We start from the raw sequence: 18,661 nt of genomic DNA, 5'->3' as shown, positions 1-18,661 counted from the left end.
TTATCCGTCAGAATCGGGTGGTCATGAAAGATGAACCACCCGTTTTTTCGTCCGGCGCCGGCCCACGCGCCGACAGCCATCCCCTGACCGGTCTGCTGGAGGCCCTGCGCCCGCCCCCGTGGGTGGTGGACGAGGTCCAGAACCGCGTGGTGCTGTTCCTCAACCATGTGCTGCAGCAGGAGCCGGCCGCCACCGACCGGCTGCGCCGCCAGAAGGGCAAGGCCATGCTGGTGCGCTGGAACGACATCAGCCTGCTGCTGGCGCCCACGGCCGCCGGCCTGCTGGAACGCGCAGCGCCCGACACCCGGCCCGAACTCACCATGACCCTGGTCCAGGCCTCGCCGCTGGCGGTGGCGCAGTCGCTCATGGCCGGCCAGAAGCCGGCGGTGGACATCCAGGGCGACGTGCAGCTGGCGGCCGAGGTGGCCTGGCTGGTGGACAACGTGCGCTGGGACGTGGAAGAAGACCTGGCCCGGCTGATCGGTGACGCCCCGGCCCACACCCTGGGCCGTTTTGCAGCCGGTGCGGTGACGGCCCTGCGGGCCTTCGTGGAGCGCCTGCCGCGCCCGCCCGGCGGCGGGACCGCCCCATGACGCGCTACCTGCGCGGCGCCTTCATTGTCTGGATCGTGCTGCGGCACGGGCTGGACGAGCTGGTGCTCTCCAGCTTCCGCCACCCCTGGATCCGGGTGCTCGCCCGGGTCGTCACCCTGGGCCGCAAGCTCGACGCCCCGCGCGGGCAGCGCCTGCGCGAGGCGCTGGAGCGGCTGGGGCCCATCTTCGTCAAGCTCGGGCAGGTGCTGTCCACCCGGCGAGACCTGCTGCCGCCCGACATCGCCGATGAACTGGCCCGGCTGCAGGATCGCGTGCCGCCGTTCCCCAGTGCGGTGGCGGTGGCCACCATCGAGCGCGCCTTCGGGCGCCCGCTGGACCAGGTGTTCAGCCATTTCGAGCAGGTGCCGGTGGCCAGCGCGTCCATCGCCCAGGTGCACTTCGGCACCCTGCGCGACGGTCGCCATGCCGGCCGCGAGGTGGCGGTGAAGGTGCTGCGCCCCAACATGCTGCCGGTGATCGAGAAGGACCTGAGCCTCATGCGGCTCATGGCCGGCTGGATCGAGCGCCTCTCGGCCGACGGCAAGCGCCTCAAGCCGCGCGAGGTGGTGGCCGAGTTCGACAAGTACCTGCACGACGAGCTCGACCTGCTGCGCGAGGCGTCGAATGCGGCCCAGCTGCGCCGCAACATGGCCGGCCTCGACCTGGTCATGATCCCCGAGATGCTCTGGGACTATTGCCACACCGAGGTGATGGTGATGGAGCGCATGCACGGCATCCCGATCAACCGGGTGGACGAGCTGCGCCAGCGCGGTGTCGACATCCCGAAGCTGGCGCGTGATGGCGTGACCATCTTCTTCACCCAGGTGTTCCGCGACGGCTTCTTCCATGCCGACATGCACCCCGGCAACATCCAGGTCAGCCTGAATCCGGCCACCTTCGGGCGCTACATCTCGCTCGATTTCGGCATCGTCGGCACGCTGACCGAGTACGACAAGGAATACCTGGCGCAGAACTTCACCGCCTTCTTCCGGCGCGACTACCGCCGGGTGGCCGAGCTGCACATCGAGTCGGGCTGGGTGCCGCCCCAGACCCGGGTGGACGAGCTGGAAGCCGCCATCCGCGGCGTCTGCGAGCCGTATTTCGACCGGCCACTGAAGGAAATCTCGCTGGGCATGGTGCTGATGCGGCTGTTCCAGACCTCGCGCCGCTTCCAGGTGGAGATCCAGCCCCAGCTGGTGCTGCTGCAGAAGACCCTGCTCAACATCGAGGGCCTGGGCCGCGACCTGGACCCCGAACTGGACCTCTGGAGCACCGCCAAGCCCTTCCTGGAGCAGTGGATGCTGGAGCAGGTCGGCCCGCAGCGCCTGCTGGCCCAGCTCAAGGCCGAGGCGCCGCAGTACGCCAAGCTGCTGCCGGCCATTCCCCGGCTGCTGCACGACTACCTCAAGCACCGGCCGGACGAGCTGCGGCGCGACATCGACGCGCTGGTGACCGAATCGCGCCGCACCCACCGCCTGCTGCAGACGCTGATCTATGGCGGGGTCGGTTTCGTGCTGGGACTCATCGTCACCCAGATCGTCCTGCGCATCCGCCTCTTCTGAGGGGCCTCGAATTTATAATGGCAGGTTTTGGTCCGCACGCACCCCTGCGCGGGTGCGTGAGGTTGTTCCACAGGTACTTTCTGTTCTGCCATGCCGATCTATGCCTACAAGTGCGAGTCCTGCGGCCATGCCAAGGACGTCCTGCAGAAAATCTCCGATCAGCCGCTCAACGACTGCCCGTCCTGCGGCCAGCCCACCTTCCGCAAGCAGCTCACGGCGGCCGGCTTCCAGCTCAAGGGCTCGGGCTGGTACGTGACCGATTTCCGGGGCGGCAACAACGGCGCCACCGGCGCGCCGGCACCGGCCTCGGCCTCCGATGGCGCGGCTGCTCCCGCCGCCTCGCCTGCGCCGGCGGCGGCACCCGCGGCCGCCAGCCCGGCTCCGGCCCCCACCCCGTCCACCTGAGCGAGCGGCATGCCCTCCCTGCGCAAGTGGCTGTTCTCGGGACTGCTGGTCCTGGTGCCCCTGATCATCACCCTGTGGGTGCTGGACTGGGTGGTCGGCACGCTCGACCAGACACTGCGCATCCTGCCCACCCACTGGCACCCCGACCAGGTGCTGGGCGTGCACATTCCCGGCCTGGGCGTGGTGTTCGCCCTGGCCGTGGTGCTGACCATCGGCGCGCTGGCGTCCAACATCATCGGCAACCGGCTGGTGAACTGGTGGCACGCCCTGCTGCACCGCATTCCGGTGGTCCGCTCCATCTATTCCGGCGTCAAGCAGGTATCGGACACGCTGTTTTCCGAAAAGGGCAATGCCTTCCGCAAGGCGGTGCTGGTGCGCTGGCCGCACGAAGGCATGTGGACCATTGCCTTCCTCACCGGCACGCCGGCGGGCCAGGTGCTGGCCACGCTGCGCGAGCAGCCCGGCGCGCGGGCCGACGACGAGGCCTTCATCAGCGTCTTCGTGCCCACCACACCCAACCCCACCGGCGGCTACTTCGTCATGGTGCGCCAGCGCGACTGCGTCGAGCTGGCCATGACGGTGGATGAAGCCCTGACCTACATCGTCTCCATGGGCGTCATCGTCCCGGGCAGCGGCCGCGACGGCGCGGCGCCCCCCGTGCTGCCCGCCATCCCGAAACCCTGAAAACACCGGGCGACCGTCGCCCGATCTCTCTGCGAAAGAAGCTCCTCATGGCCATGCGCTCCATCTACTGCGGTCTGGTGACCGAAGCCCAACTCGGCCAGACCGTCACGCTGGCGGGCTGGGTGAACCGCCGCCGCGACCACGGCGGTGTGATCTTCATCGACCTGCGCGACCGTGAAGGCACGGTGCAGGTGGTGTGCGACCCCGACCGCGCCGAGATGTTCAAGACCGCCGAGGACGTGCGCAACGAGTTCTGCGTGCAGGTGATCGGCCTGGTGCGCGCCCGCCCCGAGGGCACCACCAACGACAACATCAAGAGCGGCAGGATCGAGGTGCTGTGCCACGAGCTCAAGGTGCTCAACCCGTCGGTCACGCCCCCGTTCCAGCTCGACGACGACAACCTGTCCGAGACCACCCGCCTGACCCACCGCGTGCTCGACCTGCGCCGCCCCTACATGCAGCGCAACCTGATGCTGCGCTACAAGGTGGCCATGGAGGTGCGCAAGTTCCTGGATGCCAACGGCTTCGTCGACATCGAGACGCCCATGCTCACCAAGAGCACGCCCGAAGGTGCGCGCGACTACCTGGTGCCCAGCCGCGTGCACGACGGCCAGTTCTTCGCGCTGCCGCAGTCGCCCCAGCTGTTCAAGCAGCTGCTCATGGTGGCCGGCTTCGACCGCTATTACCAGATCACCAAGTGCTTCCGCGACGAGGACCTGCGCGCCGACCGCCAGCCCGAGTTCACCCAGATCGATATCGAGACGTCCTTCCTGACCGAGCAGGACATCCGCGACATGTTCCAGGGCATGATCAAGACGGTGTTCCAGAACACCCTGGGTGTGGACCTGGGCGAGTTCCCGGTCATGGCCTACAGCGAAGCCATGCACCGCTTCGGCTCCGACAAGCCCGACCTGCGCGTCAAGCTCGAGTTCACCGAGCTCACCGACGTGATGGCCGACGTGGACTTCAAGGTGTTCAGCGCCCCGGCCCAGATGAAGAACGGCCGCGTGGTGGCCCTGCGCGTGCCGGGCGGTGGCGAGATGAGCCGCAGCGAGATCGACGCCTACACCGAGTTCGTCAAGATCTACGGCGCCAAGGGCCTGGCCTGGATCAAGGTCAACGAGGTGGCCAAGGGCCGCGACGGCCTGCAGAGCCCGATCGTGAAGAACCTGCACGACCAGGCCGTGGCCCAGATCCTGTCGCGCACCGGCGCGCAGGACGGCGACATCATCTTCTTCGGTGCCGACAAGGCCAAGATCGTCAACGACGCCATCGGTGCCCTGCGCCTGAAGATCGGCCACAGCGAGCTGGGCAAGAAGAACGGCCTGTTCGAGGACCGCTGGGCCCCGATGTGGGTGGTCGATTTCCCGATGTTCGAACACGACGAGGAAGCCGACCGCTGGACGGCGGTGCACCACCCCTTCACCGCGCCGAAAGACGGCCACGAGGACTGGATGGTGACCGCGCCCGAGAAGTGCATTGCCAAGGGCTACGACATGGTGCTCAACGGCTGGGAGATCGGTGGCGGCTCGGTCCGCATCCACACCGCAGCCGTGCAGCAGAAGGTGTTCGACGCGCTCAAGATCACCCCGGAAGAAGCCCAGCTCAAGTTCGGCTTCCTGCTGGACGCGCTGCAGTACGGCGCCCCGCCGCACGGTGGCCTGGCCTTCGGCCTGGACCGCATCGTCACCCTCATGACCGGTGCCGAGTCGATCCGCGACGTGATCGCCTTCCCCAAGACCCAGCGCGCCCAGTGCCTGCTGACCCAGGCCCCCAGCCCGGTGGACGAGAAGCAGCTGCGCGAGCTGCACATCAAGCTGCGCAACCCGGACGCGGTGCGCCCGGCCTGATGCGGCGGCGGTGCCATGAACGAGCCTGACCGCCCGTTCAAGGTGCCGCAGTCCGTGCTGGTGGTGATCCACACCCCGGCACTCGAGGTGCTGCTGATCGAGCGGGCCGACGTGCCGGGTTTCTGGCAGTCGGTCACCGGCGCCAAGGACCACCCCGACGAGTCCTGGGCCGACACCGCCGCCCGCGAGGTGCTGGAAGAAACCGGCATCGACGTGGCGGCCCCCGGTCATGTCTTGACCGACTGGGCCCTGGAGAACATCTACGAGATCTACCCGCGCTGGCGCCACCGCTACGCGCCGGGCGTGACCCACAACACCGAACGGCTGTTCGGCCTGTGCGTGCCGCAGGCCAGTCCGGTGGTGCTCAGCCCGCGCGAGCACCGCGACCAGGTCTGGCTGCCCTGGACCGAGGCGGCCGACCGGTGCTTCTCGCCCTCCAATGCCGAGGCGGTGCTACAGCTGGCGCGACGCCGGGCGGCTGGTGGCTGAGCGCAGCCGGCGCTGCAGGTTGCGCAGCCGTTGCCACTGACGGCGGCGGGTGGATTCGGGCGCATCGGGCTGGTTGAGCACCATGTCCAGCAGGCGCTGGTAGAGGTTGACCATCCACCGCAGGCCGGAGATGTCGTCGCGCGGGGCGTCGGCCAGCCGGGCTTCGATGTCGTCGAGCATGAGGCTGGAACTGGGCGACGGGCTGTCCGGGTCCGGCTCGGCCGGGCGGGGCGGTGGCGCCAGCCCATGGCCGCGGGAGCGGGCATGGCCTGCCCGTGGCGCCTGCCGGCTCTCGTGGCAGAGCCCGGTGTCGGCTTGCGGGCGGTGCCGCTCCGCCGCCGGGGCAAAGACCAGCGGGCGGCGGCGGTCCGGATCGACCGGATGCAGGACGGGATCGAGGGGCATGGCGTGCTCCTGAAGCTGTGGTGCCATTGAGTGCACCGGCGAGCCGGCGCATGTCATGAGGTTTCTGTGACGTTTGGGTGGCATCATCCGCGCATGACCGTGCTGCGTGTGGCCACCTACAACATCCACAAGGGCGTCCAGGGCCTGGGGCCGGCACGCCGGCTGGAGATCCACAACCTGGCGCACGCGGTGGAGCAGTTCGATGCCGACATCGTCTGCCTGCAGGAGGTGCGCAGCCACCACCGCAAGCTGGAGAAACAGTTCACCCGCTGGCCCGATCTCGACCAGGCGGGCTACCTCTCTCCCGAAGGTTACGAGTCGGTCTACTGCACCAACGCCGTCACGCGCCACGGCGAGCATGGCAATGCGCTGCTCTCGCGCTGGCCGGTGGTGTCCAGCGGCCATGCCGACGTGTCCGACCACCGCTTCGAGCAGCGCGGCCTGCTGCACGTGAGCGTGCTGGTGGAACGTACCGAGGTGCATGTGGTGGTGGTGCACCTGGGGCTGATCCATGCCAGCCGCGAACGCCAGGTGGCCCGGCTGGGGGCCTTCATCGAACGTGAGGTGCCGGCCGACGTGCCGCTGGTGGTGGCCGGTGACTTCAATGACTGGGGCGCCCGGCTGCTGCGGCCCATGGATGCGCTGGGCCTCAAGACCTTCGAGGGCATACGCCTGCCCACCTTCCCGGCCCGGCTGCCGCTGCTGCACCTGGACCGCATCTACGCGCGGGGGCTGCGTCCCCTGTCGGCCCATGTGCCGCACGGCAAGGCCTGGGCCCGCATGTCCGATCACCTGCCGCTGATCGCCGAGCTGGCGCTGTGAGCCGACCGCCCGTTCCGCTGCGATCCGGTCACCAGTTGCTGCTGCTGCAGAACGGGGCCGAATTCTTCCCGGCGCTGGTCGAGGCCATGGATGCGGCCCGGCAGGTGGTGCACCTGGAAACCTACATCTTCGAGTTCGCCGGCGAGGCGCTGCGGGTGGCCGAGGCGCTGGAGCGCGCCGCCCGCCGGGGCGTGGCGGTGCGGCTGGTGATCGACGGCGTGGGCACGCCGCAGGTGCCTGCGGAATGGCAGCAACGCCTGGCCCAGGCCGGCGTGGTGCTGCGCATCTATGCCCCGCTGGGCCGGCTGGGGCTGCTCATTCCCAGCCGCTGGCGGCGGCTGCACCGCAAGCTGTGCGTGGTGGACGGCACGGTGGGGTTCTGTGGCGGCATCAACCTGATCGACGACCGCGACGACGTGGCCCTGGGCCGCCTGCAGGCGCCGCGTCTGGACTTCAGCCTGCGGGTGGCCGGCCCGCTGGTGGCCGACATGGTGGACACCATGGAGACGCTCTGGTGGCGCCTGCAGGCCGCCCGCAGCGCACGCCAGCGCGAGTTCAAGGCCGCCTGGGAGGCGCTGCGCGAATCGCGCCCGGTGGGCGACTTCACACGACTGCTGCAGAAGATCGAACGCCACGCCGACCCGGGCGAGCAGCTGTTCGACGACACCCAGACCCCGCCGGTGGCTGCGCACGGCGCCCGCGCCGCGCTGCTGCTGCGCGACAACGTGAGCCACCGGCACGACATCGAACGCGCCTACCTCAAGGCCATCGGCGAGGCGCGCCACGAGATCATCCTGGCCAATGCCTATTTCATCCCGGGGCGGCGTGTGCGCAAGGCACTGCTGATGGCCGCGCAACGGGGCGTGCGGGTGCGCCTGCTGCTGCAGGGCAAGTACGAACACTTCCTGCAGTACCGGGCCGCGCGGCCGGTGTACGCGCGGCTGGTGGCGGCCGGCATCGAGATCCACGAATACGCACCGAGCGCGTTGCATGCCAAGGTGGCGGTGGTGGACAGCCGCTGGGCCACGGTGGGGTCGACCAACCTCGATCCGCTGTCGCTGCTGCTGGCGCGCGAGGCCAACGTCATGACCACCGACCGGGTGTTTTCGGCCCGCCTGCGCGACTGCCTGCACACCATCCTCACCACCTCGGGTCAGGCCATCGATGCGGCCAGCCTGGCCCACCGCCCCTGGACCCAGCGGGTGCTGGACCGCATGGCCTTCGGCATCATGCGCGCCGTGCTCTTCATCACCGGGCACCGCTACTGATGGAGGGCGACCTGATCGTGCAGCGGCCCGAGGGCCTGTACTGCCCGCCCGGCGATTTCTACATCGACCCCTGGCGGCGGGTGGAGCGCGCCGTCATCACCCATGCCCATGCCGACCACGCCCGGCCCGGCCATGCGCATTACCTGGCCATGGCGGTGTCCGAAGGCCTGCTGCGGGCGCGGCTGGGGCAGGGCATCACGCTGCAGGGGCTGGGCTACGGCGAGGTGGTGGAGCACAACGGGGTGCGCATCTCGCTGCACCCGGCCGGCCATGTGCTGGGCTCGGCCCAGGTGCGCGTGGAGCACGGTGGCCAGGTGTGGGTGGCCAGCGGCGACTACCGCACCACGCCGGCCGGCGCCACGCCCGACCGCACCTGCACGCCCTTCGAGCCGGTGCGCTGCGACGTGTTCATCACCGAGTCCACCTTCGGCCTGCCCATCTACCGCTGGCGGCCGGACGCCGAGATCTTTGCCGGCATCAACCAGTGGTGGGCCGCCAATGCCGATGCCGGCCGGGCCAGCGTGCTGGTCTGCTACAGCCTGGGCAAGGCCCAGCGCCTGCTGGCGAACCTGGATGCCACCACCGGCCCCATCGTCTGCCACGGCGCGGTGGAGCCCATCAACCGGGGCTACCGTGCCGCCGGCATCGCATTGCCCGACACCCTGATGGTGAGCGAGGTGCCCGACAAGGCGATTCTGCGCCGCGCGCTGGTGCTGTGCCCGGGCAGCGCACTGGGCTCGCCCTGGATCCGCCGCTTCGGCGATTTCAGCGATGCCTTTGCCAGCGGCTGGATGCAGGTGCGCGGCCAGCGCCGCCGCGGTGGCCACGACCGCGGCTTCGTGCTCAGCGACCATGCCGACTGGCCCGGGCTGTTGCAGGCCATCGGTGGCACCGGGGCCGAGCGCGTCATCGTCACCCACGGCCAGGTGCCGGTGCTGGTGCGTTACCTGCAGGAGCAGGGCCTGCAGGCCGAGGCCTTCGAGACCGAGTACGGCGACGAGCACGAGACGCGTGCCGAGACCCGGGCAGAAACCGGCGCCGGGACCACGGCCGAGGGGGCGCCGTGAAGGACTTCGCCGATCTGTATGCCGAGCTCGATGGCACCACCTCCACCCAGGCCAAGGTGGCCGCGCTGGTGCGGCACTTCGGCCGCGTGGCGCCGGCCGATGCGGCCTGGGCAGCCTACTTCCTGTCGGGGGGCAAGCCGCGCCAGCTGATCCGCACCGCGCAGCTCAAGGCCCTGGCCACCGATGCCGCCGGCCTGCCGGAATGGCTGTTCGAGGCGTCCTACCAGGCGGTGGGCGATCTGGCCGAGACCATTGCGCTGGTGCTGCCGCCCTCCGCGAGCACCGAAGGTGAAACCCTGGGTCTGGCCGACTGGATGGCACAGCGCCTGCTGCCCTTGCGAGGGCAGGACGAGGCCGTGGTGGCCACGCAATTGCGCGCCTGGTGGCGCGAGCTGGGGCCGTTGTCGCGCTTTCTGCTCATCAAGCTGGTGGGTGGTGGTTTCCGGGTCGGCGTGAGCAAGCTGCTGGTGCAGCGGGCCGTGGCCGAACACGCCGGGCTGGACCCCAAGCGGGTGGCGGCCCGCATGATGGGCTACACCGACGGGCGCCGCCTGCCCCAGGCCGAGGACTGGCAGCGCATCACTGCACCCGCCGACGCCGAAGGCCCCGCCGGACAGGCCGACGCCGCGCCCAGCCAGCCCTATCCGTTCTTTCTGGCGCAGCCGCTGCAGGACGACCCGGCCACCGTGCTCGGCACCGCGGCCGACTGGCAGGCCGAATGGAAGTTCGACGGCATCCGTGGCCAGATCGTGCGGCGCGCCGGCCAGGTGTGGGTGTGGTCGCGCGGCGAAGAACTGATGACCGACCGTTTCCCCGAACTGCAGGCCCTGGCGGCCGGCTGGCCCGAGGGCACGGTGGTGGACGGCGAGATCGTGGTGTGGGACGAGACCCTGCCGCCGCTGCCCGGCATCGACCGGCCGGGTCGGCCCGCCGGCTTCGCCCCGCTGCAGCAACGCATCGGCCGGCAGAAGCTCACCGCAGCGGTGCTGGCCAAGGCCCCGGTGGGCTTCGTCGCCTACGACCTGCTGGAGCAGGGCGGTGTGGACCTGCGTGACCAGGCCCTGGCGCAGCGCCGCGCGGCCCTGGAGGCCTTGGCGGCCACGGCATCGCCCCGGCTGTGGCTGTCGCCGCTGCAGGACGCAGCCGACTGGACCACCCTGGCACGGCGCCGCGAACAATCGCGCGACCTGGGCGTGGAAGGGCTGATGCTCAAGCACCGCGACAGCACCTACGGCGTGGGCCGCCACAAGCAGGTCGATGGCGACCAGGCGCTGGGCTGGTGGAAATGGAAGATCGATCCCCTCACGGTGGACGGCGTGCTCATCTACGCGCAGGCCGGCCACGGGCGGCGCGCCTCGGTCTACACCGACTACACCTTCGCGGTATGGAACCGCCCGCCCCGCGATGCGGCCGAAGCGCAGGCGGTGGTGGAGGCCATCGCGGCGCGCCAGCCGCCCGACCCGCAGGGCCTGCAGCTGGTGGCCTTCACCAAGGCGTATTCGGGCCTGACCGACGAGGTCTTCAAGGCGGTCGATGCGGTGATCCGCAAGACCACGCTGGAGAAGTTCGGGCCGGTGCGCAGCGTGCGGCCCACGCTGGTGTTCGAGCTGGCCTTCGAGGGCATTGCGCGCAGCAGCCGCCACAAGAGCGGTGTGGCGCTGCGCTTTCCGCGCATGCTGCGCCTGCGCACCGACAAGCCGCTGCACGAGGCCGGCACGCTGCCCGAACTCGAATCCCTGTTGCGCTGAGGGCATGCGGACGCTGTCAAGGTCCGGTACAGGGGGCGGTGTTAGCATGGGCCATGCTCATGAAAACCGGTGAAGCCATGAACCCAGCTCCCCCCGAGGACGACCAGGGCGTGCCCGTGTCGGTCCGCATCCGCGAGCGCCTGAAGGCCGCCCGCCACCGTTTCCACTCCAACGACAACATCGCCGACTTCATCGAACCCGGCGAGCTCGAGAAGCTGCTCGACGAAGTCACCGTCAAGATGCAGGGCGTGCTGGAGTCGATGGTCATCGACACCGAGAACGACCACAACACCGGCGACACCGCCCGCCGCGTGGCCAAGATGTACCTCAAGGAGGTGTTCAACGGCCGCTACGTCAAGGGTCCCACCGTCACCGAGTTTCCGAATGCCGAGCACCTCAACGAGCTGATGATCGTCGGCCCGATCACGGTGCGCAGCGCCTGCAGCCACCACTTCTGCCCGGTGATCGGCCGCATCTGGATCGGCGTCATGCCCAACGAGCACACCAACGTGATCGGCCTGTCCAAGTACGCCCGCCTGGCCGAGTGGATCATGGGCCGGCCCCAGATCCAGGAAGAGGCCGTGGTGCAGCTGGCCGACCTGATCCAGGAAAAGACCCAGCCCGACGGCCTGGCCATCGTCATGGAGGCCAGCCACTACTGCATGGCCTGGCGCGGTGTGAAGGACATGGACAGCAAGATGATCAACTCGGTCATGCGCGGCGTGTTCCTCAAGGACCCCAACCTGCGCCGCGAATTCCTCTCGCTCATTCCGCGCTGAAGGCGCCTCTCTTCCGGAAGACACCCATGCTGGTCCGCCTGCTGTATGTGAGCCGCGCTGTCGAGAAGGACAGCACCAAGGCCATCGAATCCATCCTTGAATCGTCCCGCCAGCACAACCTGGGCAACGGCATCACCGGCGTGCTGTGCTACGGCGGCGGCGTGTTCCTGCAGGCCATCGAAGGCGGCCGTGCGGCCGTCAACGAGCTGTATAGCCACATCGTGGCCGACAAGCGCCACACCGACGTGGTGCTGCTGCACTACGAGGAAATCACCGAGCGCCGCTTCGGTGGCTGGACCATGGGCACGGTGAACCTGAGCAAGCTCAACACCTCCATCGTGCTGAAGTACTCCGAGAAGCCGGAGTTCGATCCTTATGCGGTCTCGGGCCGTGTCTCGCTGGCCCTGCTCGAAGAGCTGATGGCCACCGCCAGCATCATCGGCCGCGCGTGAGCACCACCGCCTTCCTGCTGATCATCCTGGCCGGCCTGATCCACGCCGGCTGGAACATAGTCGCCAAGAAAGCGGGCGGCGACTCACGCTTCGCCTTCTTCACCGCCGTCATCATGATGGTGATCTGGGCGCCCCTGGGCTGGTGGCTGGGCCGCGAGGAACTGCCGCGCTGGGGCCCCACCGAATGGGTCTTCGTGGCCATCAGCGGCGTGCTGCACGTGGTCTATTACGTCACCCTGCTGCGCGGCTACCGGCGTGCCGACCTCACCGTGGTCTACCCGGTGGCGCGGGGCAGCGGCCCGCTGCTGTCGTCGCTCGCGGCCATCGTGCTGCTGGGCGAGCAGATCTCGGCGCTGGGTGCCTTGGGCATCGCCGGTGTGGTGGGCGGCGTGTTCCTGATCGCGGGCGGCCCTGGCCTGATCCGTGCGGCGCACGACCCGGCGGCGCGTGCCCGCATCCACAAGGGCCTGTACTACGGCGCGCTCACCGGCGTGTTCATTGCGTCCTACACACTGGTGGACGGCTACGCGGTCAAGGTGCTGCTGATGTCGCCCATCCTGGTGGACTACATGGGCAACTTCTTCCGGGTGGCGCTGCTGGCGCCGGTGGTGCTGCGCGACCGCGCAGCGGCCTGGCGTTTGTGGACCACGCAATGGAAGGCCGCGCTGGCCGTGGCCGCCATCAGCCCGGTGGCCTATGTGCTGGTGCTCTATGCCATGCGGGACGCGCCCATCTCGCACGTGGCGCCGGCGCGCGAGGTGTCCATGCTGTTTGCCGCCCTCATCGGTGGCCACCTGCTGGGCGAGGGCGACCGCATCGCACGGCTGTGCGGGGCCATCTGCATTGCCGCCGGCGTGACCGCACTCGGGCTGGGATGATCGGGGCATGACCCCGATGGATTCGCCGCAGCTGCTGGGCTGCGATTTCACCAGCGCGCCCTCGCGCCGCAAACCCGTCACCCTGGCCACCGGCCGGCTCGACCGGGGCCGCCTGCGGCTGGACGGGCTGGAACGCTTTGAAACCCTGGATGCCTGGGCCGAACGCCTGCAACAGCCCGGCCCCTGGGTGGGCGGTTTCGATCTGCCCTTCGGCCTGCCGCGCGAGCTGGTGCAGACCCTGGGCTGGCCCACCACCTGGGGCGCCTGCATGGACCACTACGCCGCGCTCTCGCGCGAGGCCATCCGCGATGCCTTCGCCGGCTTCTGCAACGCCCGCCCGGTGGGCGGCAAGTTCGCCCACCGCGCCACCGACGGACCGGCCGGATCCAGCCCCAGCATGAAGTGGATCAACCCGCCGGTGGCCTTCATGCTGCACGCCGGCGTGCCGCGCCTGCGCCAGGCCGGCGTGACGCTGCTCGGGGTGGACGCCCCCGGCGACCCGGCCCGCCTGGCGCTGGAGGCCTACCCGGGCCTGCTGGCCCGCAGCGTGCTGGGCACCACCTCCTACAAGGCCGACGACCGCGCCCGTCAGACGCCCGAGCGCCTGATCGCCCGCCGCACCCTGGTGGATGCCCTGGAAAACGGCACGCCACCCCTGCTGCAGCAGGCCGGCCTGCGCCTCAAGCTCAGCCACGCGCAGCGCGATGCGCTGGCCGACGACGCCACCGGCGACACGCTGGACGCTGTGCTCTGCCTGCTGCAGGCGGCCTGGGCCTGGCAGCGCCGGCAGGCCGGCGACGCGCGCTGGGGCCTGCCCGACTGCGACCCGCTGGAAGGCTGGATCGTGACCGCCGCTGCCTAGAATGACCGCATGACTGCTGCAACCCCACCCGTATCCCTGCCCGACCTGCCCGGCGATCTCCGTTTTGCCTTCGTCGAGGCCAGCTGGCATGCCGACATCGTGCAGCGCTCGCGCGATGCCTTCTTCGCCGAGATGGCGAGGGGCGGCGTGGCGGCCGAGCGCATCGATGTGTTCGATGTGCCCGGCGCCTTCGAGATCCCGCTGCATGTGCAGCGCCTGGCCGCCTCCGGCCGTTATGCCGCCGTGGTGGGCAGTGCGCTGGTGGTCGATGGCGGCGTCTACCGCCACGACTTCGTGGCCGCCAGCGTGGTGCAGGCCCTGATGGACGTGCAGCTGCGCACCGGCGTGCCGGTGATCTCGGCCGTGCAGGCGCCGCACCACTTCCACGAGCATGTGGAGCACCGGCGTTTCCTGCAGCAGCACTTTGCGCTCAAGGGCCAGGAAGCCGCGCAGGCCTGCCTGCTGACCGTGGCCGGGCTGCGGGCGGTGGACGCGCGGCTGGCCGCGCTGTAAGAAGCGGCCTCGCGGCGCGACCCACGGACACCTCCCCACCGATGTGCCCGCCATGAAACGCCGACTGCTGCTGCTCTGCACCCACCTGTTCACCCTGATCGCCGGCTTTGCGCTGGGCGTGTACTGGCTGCCCATCCTCACCGCGCCGGACGCTCCGTCGGCCGACGTGTTGCAGCAGGCCGAACGCACGGCGGTGTTCCAGGGCGAGTTCCGCCGCGACCTGACCGACAGCGATGCCCTGCACTGGGGTGAAGGCCGCGTGCTGGTCGGTCCGGCGCAGGTGGTGCTGCAGGGGCGGCTGGCGCCCGGACCGGACTACAAGCTCTACCTCTCGCCCACCTTCGTCGAGACCGAGGCGGACTTCAAGCGCCTGAAGTCCGGCATGCGGCGCGTGGGCGACATCAAGACCTTCGAGAACTTCGCCGTGCCGCTGCCGGCCGGCACCGACGTGACTGCCTACAACACGGTGGTGGTGTGGTGCGAGACCTTCAACGAGTTCATCACCGCGGCCCGCTACCGATGAGCGAGAACCCGCTCGATGACCTGCTGCGCCAGGTGCGTGCCTGCACCCGGTGCACCGACCTGCCCGAAGGGCCGCGGCCGGTGCTGCAGGTCGATGCGCGTGCCCGCATCCTGATCGCGGGTCAGGCCCCGGGGCGCCGGGTGCATGCCAGCGGCATCCCCTTCGACGATCCCAGCGGCGAACGCCTGCGCGACTGGCTGGGGATGGGCCGCGAGACCTTCTACGACGCCACCCGCGTGGCCCTGCTGCCCATGGGCTTCTGCTACCCCGGCACCGGACCGCATGGCGACCTGCCGCCGCGTCCGCTGTGCGCCAGCAGCTGGCGCCAGCCCCTGCTCGACCAGCTCGGCGACATCCGGCTCACCCTGCTGCTGGGCCAGCATGCCCTGGCCTGGCACTGGCCCGATGCGCCCGGCTCGCTGGCCGACGCGGTGCGGGCCAGCCACCAGCGACTGCTCGCCGGCGGGCCGCCGCTGCTGGCCTTGCCGCACCCCAGCCCACGCAACAACCGCTGGCTGGCGCAGCATCCGTGGTTCGCGGCCGAGGTGCTGCCCACCTTGCGCCAGCGCGTGACTACGGCCCTGGGCGGCTGAACCCTTCGACATCGCGCGCCCCGCCGGGCTGTTGCATCATCGGCGGTTTCGTATCCGGGAGATCTTCGTGAATCTGGCCAAAGTCATCGGCATCGCGCCCATCTCGGCGGGCGCCATCGACCTGAACGTGCAGCTGCCCATGGGTGGCCGCAAGGGCTGACGCGCCGGCGCATCGGTCGATTCCCATGCCGCACGCCCTGGCCAGCCGTGCCACCGCCTGGATGCAGGCCCGTGGCTGGCAGCCGTTCGAGTTCCAGCAATCGGTCTGGTCGGCCCAGGCCCGGGGCTGCAGCGGCCTGCTGCACGCCACCACGGGTGCCGGCAAGACCTATGCGGTCTGGCTCGGCCTGCTCGACCGTCTGCTGAACGACCCGGACCCCGCGGGCGCCGCACGCACTCCGCCGCTCACCGTGCTGTGGATCACCCCCATGCGGGCGCTGGCGGCCGACAGCACCACCGCCTTGCGGGCCCCGCTGGCCGATCTGGCGCCGGCCTGGACGCTGGGCCTGCGCACCGGCGACACGCCCTCGGCCGAACGCGCCCGGCAGGACCGGCGCATGCCCACCGTGCTGGTGACCACACCGGAGTCGCTGTCGCTGCTGCTGGCGCGCGACAAGGCGCCGCAGGAGCTGGCCGGCGTGCGCGCCGTGGTGGTGGACGAATGGCACGAGCTGATCGGCAGCAAGCGGGGCGTGCAGGTGCAGCTGGCGCTGGCCCGGCTGCGCCGCTGGCAACCCGGCCTCATCACCTGGGGCATGAGCGCCACGCTGGGCAACCTCGACGAGGCACGACAGGTGCTGTGCGGCCCCGACGGTCTTCCCGACGCACAGCCCTCGGTGCTGGTGCAGGGCCGGGTCGACAAGACGCTGCGCATCGACACCCTGATCCCGCCCGATCCAGGCCGGTATTCGTGGTCGGGCCACCTGGGTTCGCGCATGCAGGAGCCGGTGGTGCGCGAGCTGGATGGCGCCGGCACGGCGCTGGTGTTCACCAACACCCGCAGCCAGGCCGAGATCTGGTACCAGCTGCTGCTGCAGCACCGCCCCGACTGGGCCGGCCAGGTGGCTCTGCACCACGGCAGCCTGGACAAGGCGGTGCGCGAGTGGGTGGAGGCCGGCCTGAAGGACGGGCAGCTCAAGGCGGTGGTGGCCACCTCGTCGCTGGACCTGGGCGTGGACTTCCTGCCGGTGGAGCGGGTGCTGCAGATCGGATCGGCCAAGGGCGTGGCCCGCTTGCTGCAGCGCGCCGGGCGCAGCGGGCATGCGCCCGGGCGACCCAGCCGCATCACCCTGGTGCCCACCAACACGCTCGAACTCATCGAAGCCGCCGCCGTGCGGGAGGCGGCGCAGGCCGGTCGCATCGAGCCGCGCCACAGCCCGCACCAGCCGCTGGACGTGCTGGTGCAGCACCTGGTCACGGTGGCACTGGGGGGCGGTTTCCAGGCCGATGCGCTGTTCGACGAGGTCCGCACTGCCTGGGCCTACCGCGATCTCTCGCGCGAGGCCTTCGACTGGGCGCTGGCCTTCTGCGAACGCGGCGGCGACAGCCTCACCGCCTACCCCGATTACCACCGCCTGGCCCGTGACGAGCAGGGCCTCTGGCGCGTGCCCGACACGCCGCAGGGCCGCGCCACCGCACGCCGCCACCGCTGGGGCGTGGGCACCATCGTGAGCGACGCCTCGCTGAGGGTGAAGTACCTCAACGGCGGGTCCATCGGCAGCATCGAGGAAGGCTTCATCTCGCGGCTGAACAAGGGCGACTGCTTCGTGTTTGCCGGGCGTCTGCTGGAGTTCGTGCGGGTGCACGACATGACCGCCTGGGTGAAGAAGGCCACCCGGAACAAGGGCGCGGTGCCCACCTGGCAGGGCGGCAAGATGCCCTTGTCCACCGAACTGGCCGATGCGGTGCTGGAGCAGATGGCCCTGGCCGAGGCCGGCCGCTTCGATTCGCCCGAGCTGCAGGCCGCGCGGCCCATGCTGCAGACGCAGGCACAACGCTCGCGCCTGCCCCGGCCCGGTGTGCTGCTGGCCGAACGCTTCCGCTCGAAGGAGGGCCACCACCTGTGCCTGTTCCCGTTTGCCGGCCGGCATGTGCACCTGGGTCTGGCCAGCCTGCTGGCCTGGCGGCTGGCCCGGGAGCAGCCCAACACCTTCAGCCTGTCGGTCAACGACTACGGCTTCGAGCTGCTGGCGGCCGACGAGCCTGATCTGACCCGGCTGCTCGATGGCTCGGTGCTGTCCACCGACGATCTGCTGGACCATGTGCTGGCTTCGCTCAACGCGGGTGAACTGGCGCAGCGGCGCTTCCGCGAGATCGCCCGCGTCTCCGGGCTGGTGTTCAGCGGCCAGCCCGGTGCGCCGCGCAGCCTGCGCCAGCTGCAGGCCAGCAGCGGCCTGTTCTTCGAGGTGTTCCGCAAGTACGACCCGGGCAACCTGCTGCTGCGCCAGGCCGAGAGCGAGGTGCTGTCGCAGGAACTGGAGATCGGCCGGCTGCAGCAGTGCCTGCAGCGCATGGCCGGCCAGCGGCTGGAGCTGGTGGACCTCACCCAGCCCAGCCCCATGAGCCTGCCGCTGATGGTGGAGCGCCTGCGCGAACGCCTGAGCACCGAGCAGCTCTCGGCCCGGCTGGAGCGCATGCTGCGCGACCTGGAGGCGGCGCCATGAGGGTCTGGGCGTGGCTGCTGGGTGCCGTGCTGGCGGTGCCGTCGATGCAGGCGGCTGCCGCTGGCGTGGAGCGCTACACCGCCCGCGTGACCCGGGTGTCCGATGGCGACACCGTGTGGGTGCAGCCGGTGAGCGGCGGTCCGTACCGCAAGCTGCGGCTGGTGGGCATCGACGCGCCCGAGATCTGCCAGTCGGGTGGACAGGCCGCCCGCGCTGCCCTGGCCGAGCGCGTGCTGCAGCAGCGGGTGCGTGTGGAAGAGCGGGGCAGCGACACCTACGGCCGTGGCCTGGCGCGCATCGAGCAGGACGGCGAAGACCTCAACGCCTGGCTGGTGCGCAGCGGGCTGGCCTGGGCCTCGGGCGGCGGCCGCCACGGGTACAAAGACCAGCAACAGCAGGCCCGGCGCGAGCGCCGCGGGGTGTTTGCCGAAGCGCGCCCGGAGCCACCGCGCGATTTCCGGCGGCGGCACGGGCCATGTCCTCTGCCGGCCCGCTGAGCCGAGCG

The 18,661-nt window shown here is 70.2% G+C and carries 20 protein-coding genes; 19 read left to right on the top strand and 1 reads right to left on the bottom strand.

Annotated elements, in window-relative coordinates:
- Positions 1–23: 23 nt before the first annotated feature.
- The 6 genes from WD026_RS08980 to nudB all read left to right on the top strand — a co-directional run bounded on the left by WD026_RS08980 (position 24) and on the right by nudB (position 5,583).
- Positions 24–593: a hypothetical protein gene (locus tag WD026_RS08980; RefSeq protein WP_425723330.1), complete on the top strand. Its 570-nt coding sequence runs from the start codon at positions 24–26 to the stop codon at positions 591–593.
- A complete protein-coding gene (ubiB, locus tag WD026_RS08975; RefSeq protein WP_425723329.1) occupies positions 590–2,155 on the top strand; it encodes a ubiquinone biosynthesis regulatory protein kinase UbiB in 1,566 nt (521 codons plus the stop codon). The genes WD026_RS08980 and ubiB overlap by 4 nt, the downstream gene beginning before the upstream one ends.
- Positions 2,156–2,245: 90 nt before the next feature.
- Entirely contained in the window at positions 2,246–2,560 is a 315-nt protein-coding gene (locus WD026_RS08970) for an FmdB family zinc ribbon protein (RefSeq protein WP_425723328.1), read from the top strand.
- A 9-nt stretch (positions 2,561–2,569) separates the two neighbouring features.
- Positions 2,570–3,244 carry a DUF502 domain-containing protein gene (locus tag WD026_RS08965; RefSeq protein WP_425723327.1) on the top strand — a complete coding sequence of 225 codons (675 nt, stop codon included), beginning with the start codon at positions 2,570–2,572 and terminating at the stop codon, positions 3,242–3,244.
- Positions 3,245–3,291: 47 nt separating this feature from the next.
- The gene (gene aspS, locus WD026_RS08960; RefSeq protein WP_425723326.1) at positions 3,292–5,094 is read left to right on the top strand and encodes an aspartate--tRNA ligase; all 1,803 of its coding nucleotides are present in this window, start codon (positions 3,292–3,294) and stop codon (positions 5,092–5,094) included.
- Positions 5,095–5,109: 15 nt separating this feature from the next.
- Positions 5,110–5,583: a dihydroneopterin triphosphate diphosphatase gene (nudB, locus tag WD026_RS08955; protein WP_425723325.1), complete on the top strand. Its 474-nt coding sequence runs from the start codon at positions 5,110–5,112 to the stop codon at positions 5,581–5,583.
- Here nudB and WD026_RS08950 read toward each other — a convergent pair.
- A complete protein-coding gene (locus WD026_RS08950) occupies positions 5,548–5,988 on the bottom strand; it encodes a hypothetical protein (protein WP_425723324.1) in 441 nt (146 codons plus the stop codon). The two genes, nudB and WD026_RS08950, sit on opposite strands and share 36 nt — an antisense overlap.
- Positions 5,989–6,081: 93 nt before the next feature.
- On the opposite strand from WD026_RS08950, the gene WD026_RS08945 reads away from it, so the two are divergent.
- From WD026_RS08945 to WD026_RS08885, 13 genes are all read left to right on the top strand, one after another.
- Positions 6,082–6,810 (top strand): endonuclease/exonuclease/phosphatase family protein, encoded by a 729-nt coding sequence (locus tag WD026_RS08945; protein ID WP_425723323.1) that lies wholly within the window; start codon positions 6,082–6,084, stop codon positions 6,808–6,810.
- Positions 6,807–8,078 carry a cardiolipin synthase ClsB gene (gene clsB, locus WD026_RS08940; RefSeq protein WP_425723322.1) on the top strand — a complete coding sequence of 424 codons (1,272 nt, stop codon included), beginning with the start codon at positions 6,807–6,809 and terminating at the stop codon, positions 8,076–8,078. The genes WD026_RS08945 and clsB overlap by 4 nt, the downstream gene beginning before the upstream one ends.
- Positions 8,078–9,145: a ligase-associated DNA damage response exonuclease gene (locus tag WD026_RS08935; RefSeq protein ID WP_425723321.1), complete on the top strand. Its 1,068-nt coding sequence runs from the start codon at positions 8,078–8,080 to the stop codon at positions 9,143–9,145. The genes clsB and WD026_RS08935 overlap by 1 nt, the downstream gene beginning before the upstream one ends.
- Complete coding sequence (locus WD026_RS08930; protein ID WP_425723320.1) at positions 9,142–10,893, top strand: ATP-dependent DNA ligase; 1,752 nt, start codon at positions 9,142–9,144, stop codon at positions 10,891–10,893. Before WD026_RS08935 ends, WD026_RS08930 begins: the two co-directional genes overlap by 4 nt.
- Positions 10,894–10,946: 53 nt before the next feature.
- Positions 10,947–11,672 (top strand): GTP cyclohydrolase I, encoded by a 726-nt coding sequence (folE, locus tag WD026_RS08925; RefSeq protein WP_425723319.1) that lies wholly within the window; start codon positions 10,947–10,949, stop codon positions 11,670–11,672.
- A gap of 26 nt (positions 11,673–11,698) precedes the next feature.
- A complete protein-coding gene (locus WD026_RS08920; protein ID WP_425723318.1) occupies positions 11,699–12,124 on the top strand; it encodes a BLUF domain-containing protein in 426 nt (141 codons plus the stop codon).
- Positions 12,121–13,002 (top strand): EamA family transporter, encoded by an 882-nt coding sequence (locus WD026_RS08915; protein WP_425723317.1) that lies wholly within the window; start codon positions 12,121–12,123, stop codon positions 13,000–13,002. The genes WD026_RS08920 and WD026_RS08915 overlap by 4 nt, the downstream gene beginning before the upstream one ends.
- Positions 13,003–13,009: 7 nt before the next feature.
- Complete coding sequence (locus WD026_RS08910) at positions 13,010–13,864, top strand: DUF429 domain-containing protein (RefSeq protein WP_425723316.1); 855 nt, start codon at positions 13,010–13,012, stop codon at positions 13,862–13,864.
- 9 nt (positions 13,865–13,873) lie between these two features.
- A complete protein-coding gene (locus WD026_RS08905; RefSeq protein ID WP_425723315.1) occupies positions 13,874–14,377 on the top strand; it encodes a 6,7-dimethyl-8-ribityllumazine synthase in 504 nt (167 codons plus the stop codon).
- 52 nt (positions 14,378–14,429) lie between these two features.
- Positions 14,430–14,900, top strand: coding sequence for a DM13 domain-containing protein (locus WD026_RS08900; RefSeq protein WP_425723314.1), 471 nt, complete (start codon positions 14,430–14,432; stop codon positions 14,898–14,900).
- Positions 14,897–15,493 (top strand): uracil-DNA glycosylase family protein, encoded by a 597-nt coding sequence (locus WD026_RS08895; protein WP_425723313.1) that lies wholly within the window; start codon positions 14,897–14,899, stop codon positions 15,491–15,493. Before WD026_RS08900 ends, WD026_RS08895 begins: the two co-directional genes overlap by 4 nt.
- Positions 15,494–15,678: 185 nt before the next feature.
- Positions 15,679–18,156 (top strand): ligase-associated DNA damage response DEXH box helicase, encoded by a 2,478-nt coding sequence (locus WD026_RS08890; protein ID WP_425723312.1) that lies wholly within the window; start codon positions 15,679–15,681, stop codon positions 18,154–18,156.
- Positions 18,153–18,653, top strand: a complete 501-nt coding sequence (locus tag WD026_RS08885) for a thermonuclease family protein (RefSeq protein WP_425723311.1) — start codon at positions 18,153–18,155, stop codon at positions 18,651–18,653. The genes WD026_RS08890 and WD026_RS08885 overlap by 4 nt, the downstream gene beginning before the upstream one ends.
- Positions 18,654–18,661: the final 8 nt, after the last annotated feature.

Source organism: Hydrogenophaga sp. R2, assembly GCF_049843595.1.
Classification (GTDB): domain Bacteria; phylum Pseudomonadota; class Gammaproteobacteria; order Burkholderiales; family Burkholderiaceae_C; genus Hydrogenophaga.
The sequence above is the reverse complement of the archived record's forward strand: the minus strand, read 5'-3'. Positions and strand labels throughout refer to the sequence as shown.